This is a genomic window from Achromobacter sp. SIMBA_011 (assembly GCF_046535435.1).
Taxonomy (GTDB): Bacteria; Pseudomonadota; Gammaproteobacteria; order Burkholderiales; family Burkholderiaceae_B; genus Achromobacter; species Achromobacter dolens.
In genome coordinates this window covers 1-344 of the sequence record NZ_JAWRWN010000153.1, presented here as the reverse complement: position 1 = coordinate 344, position 344 = coordinate 1, and the positions used below count along the sequence as shown (strand labels likewise).

Annotated in this window: 1 protein-coding gene; it reads right to left on the bottom strand. The window is 66.3% G+C overall.

Annotation, left to right across the window (positions count from 1 at the left end):
- Positions 1-344 (bottom strand): DUF2164 family protein (locus tag SB816_RS30335; protein WP_410548033.1); only part of this gene is annotated, 344 nt, incomplete at both ends.

Sequence of the window (344 nt, the reverse complement as noted above, 5' to 3'; positions counted from 1 at the left end):
GCGGCCCGGCTGCTTGTTCCAGTATTCGAACGGCTCCGCGTGGCATTCGATGTCGAGTTCGGCGACGCGTGCGTGCAGCCGCTCCTGCGCGTCCGCGATCGCGAGGTTGTAGATCGCCGGCGCGATCTCCTCGACGCCGATGACCGACGCATGATAGTGGTCGAATACGTCGATCATCTGGCGCAGAACGGGCGTCGGGCCGTCGAGCAGGTCGTCGGCGAGGATCACCGCGAACGGATTGTCGGCGACCAGCTTTTCCGCGCAGAGCACCGCGTGGCCGAGGCCGAGCGCTTCCGGCTGACGCACGTAGAAGCAGTCGACGTGGCTCGGCTTGATGCTGCGCA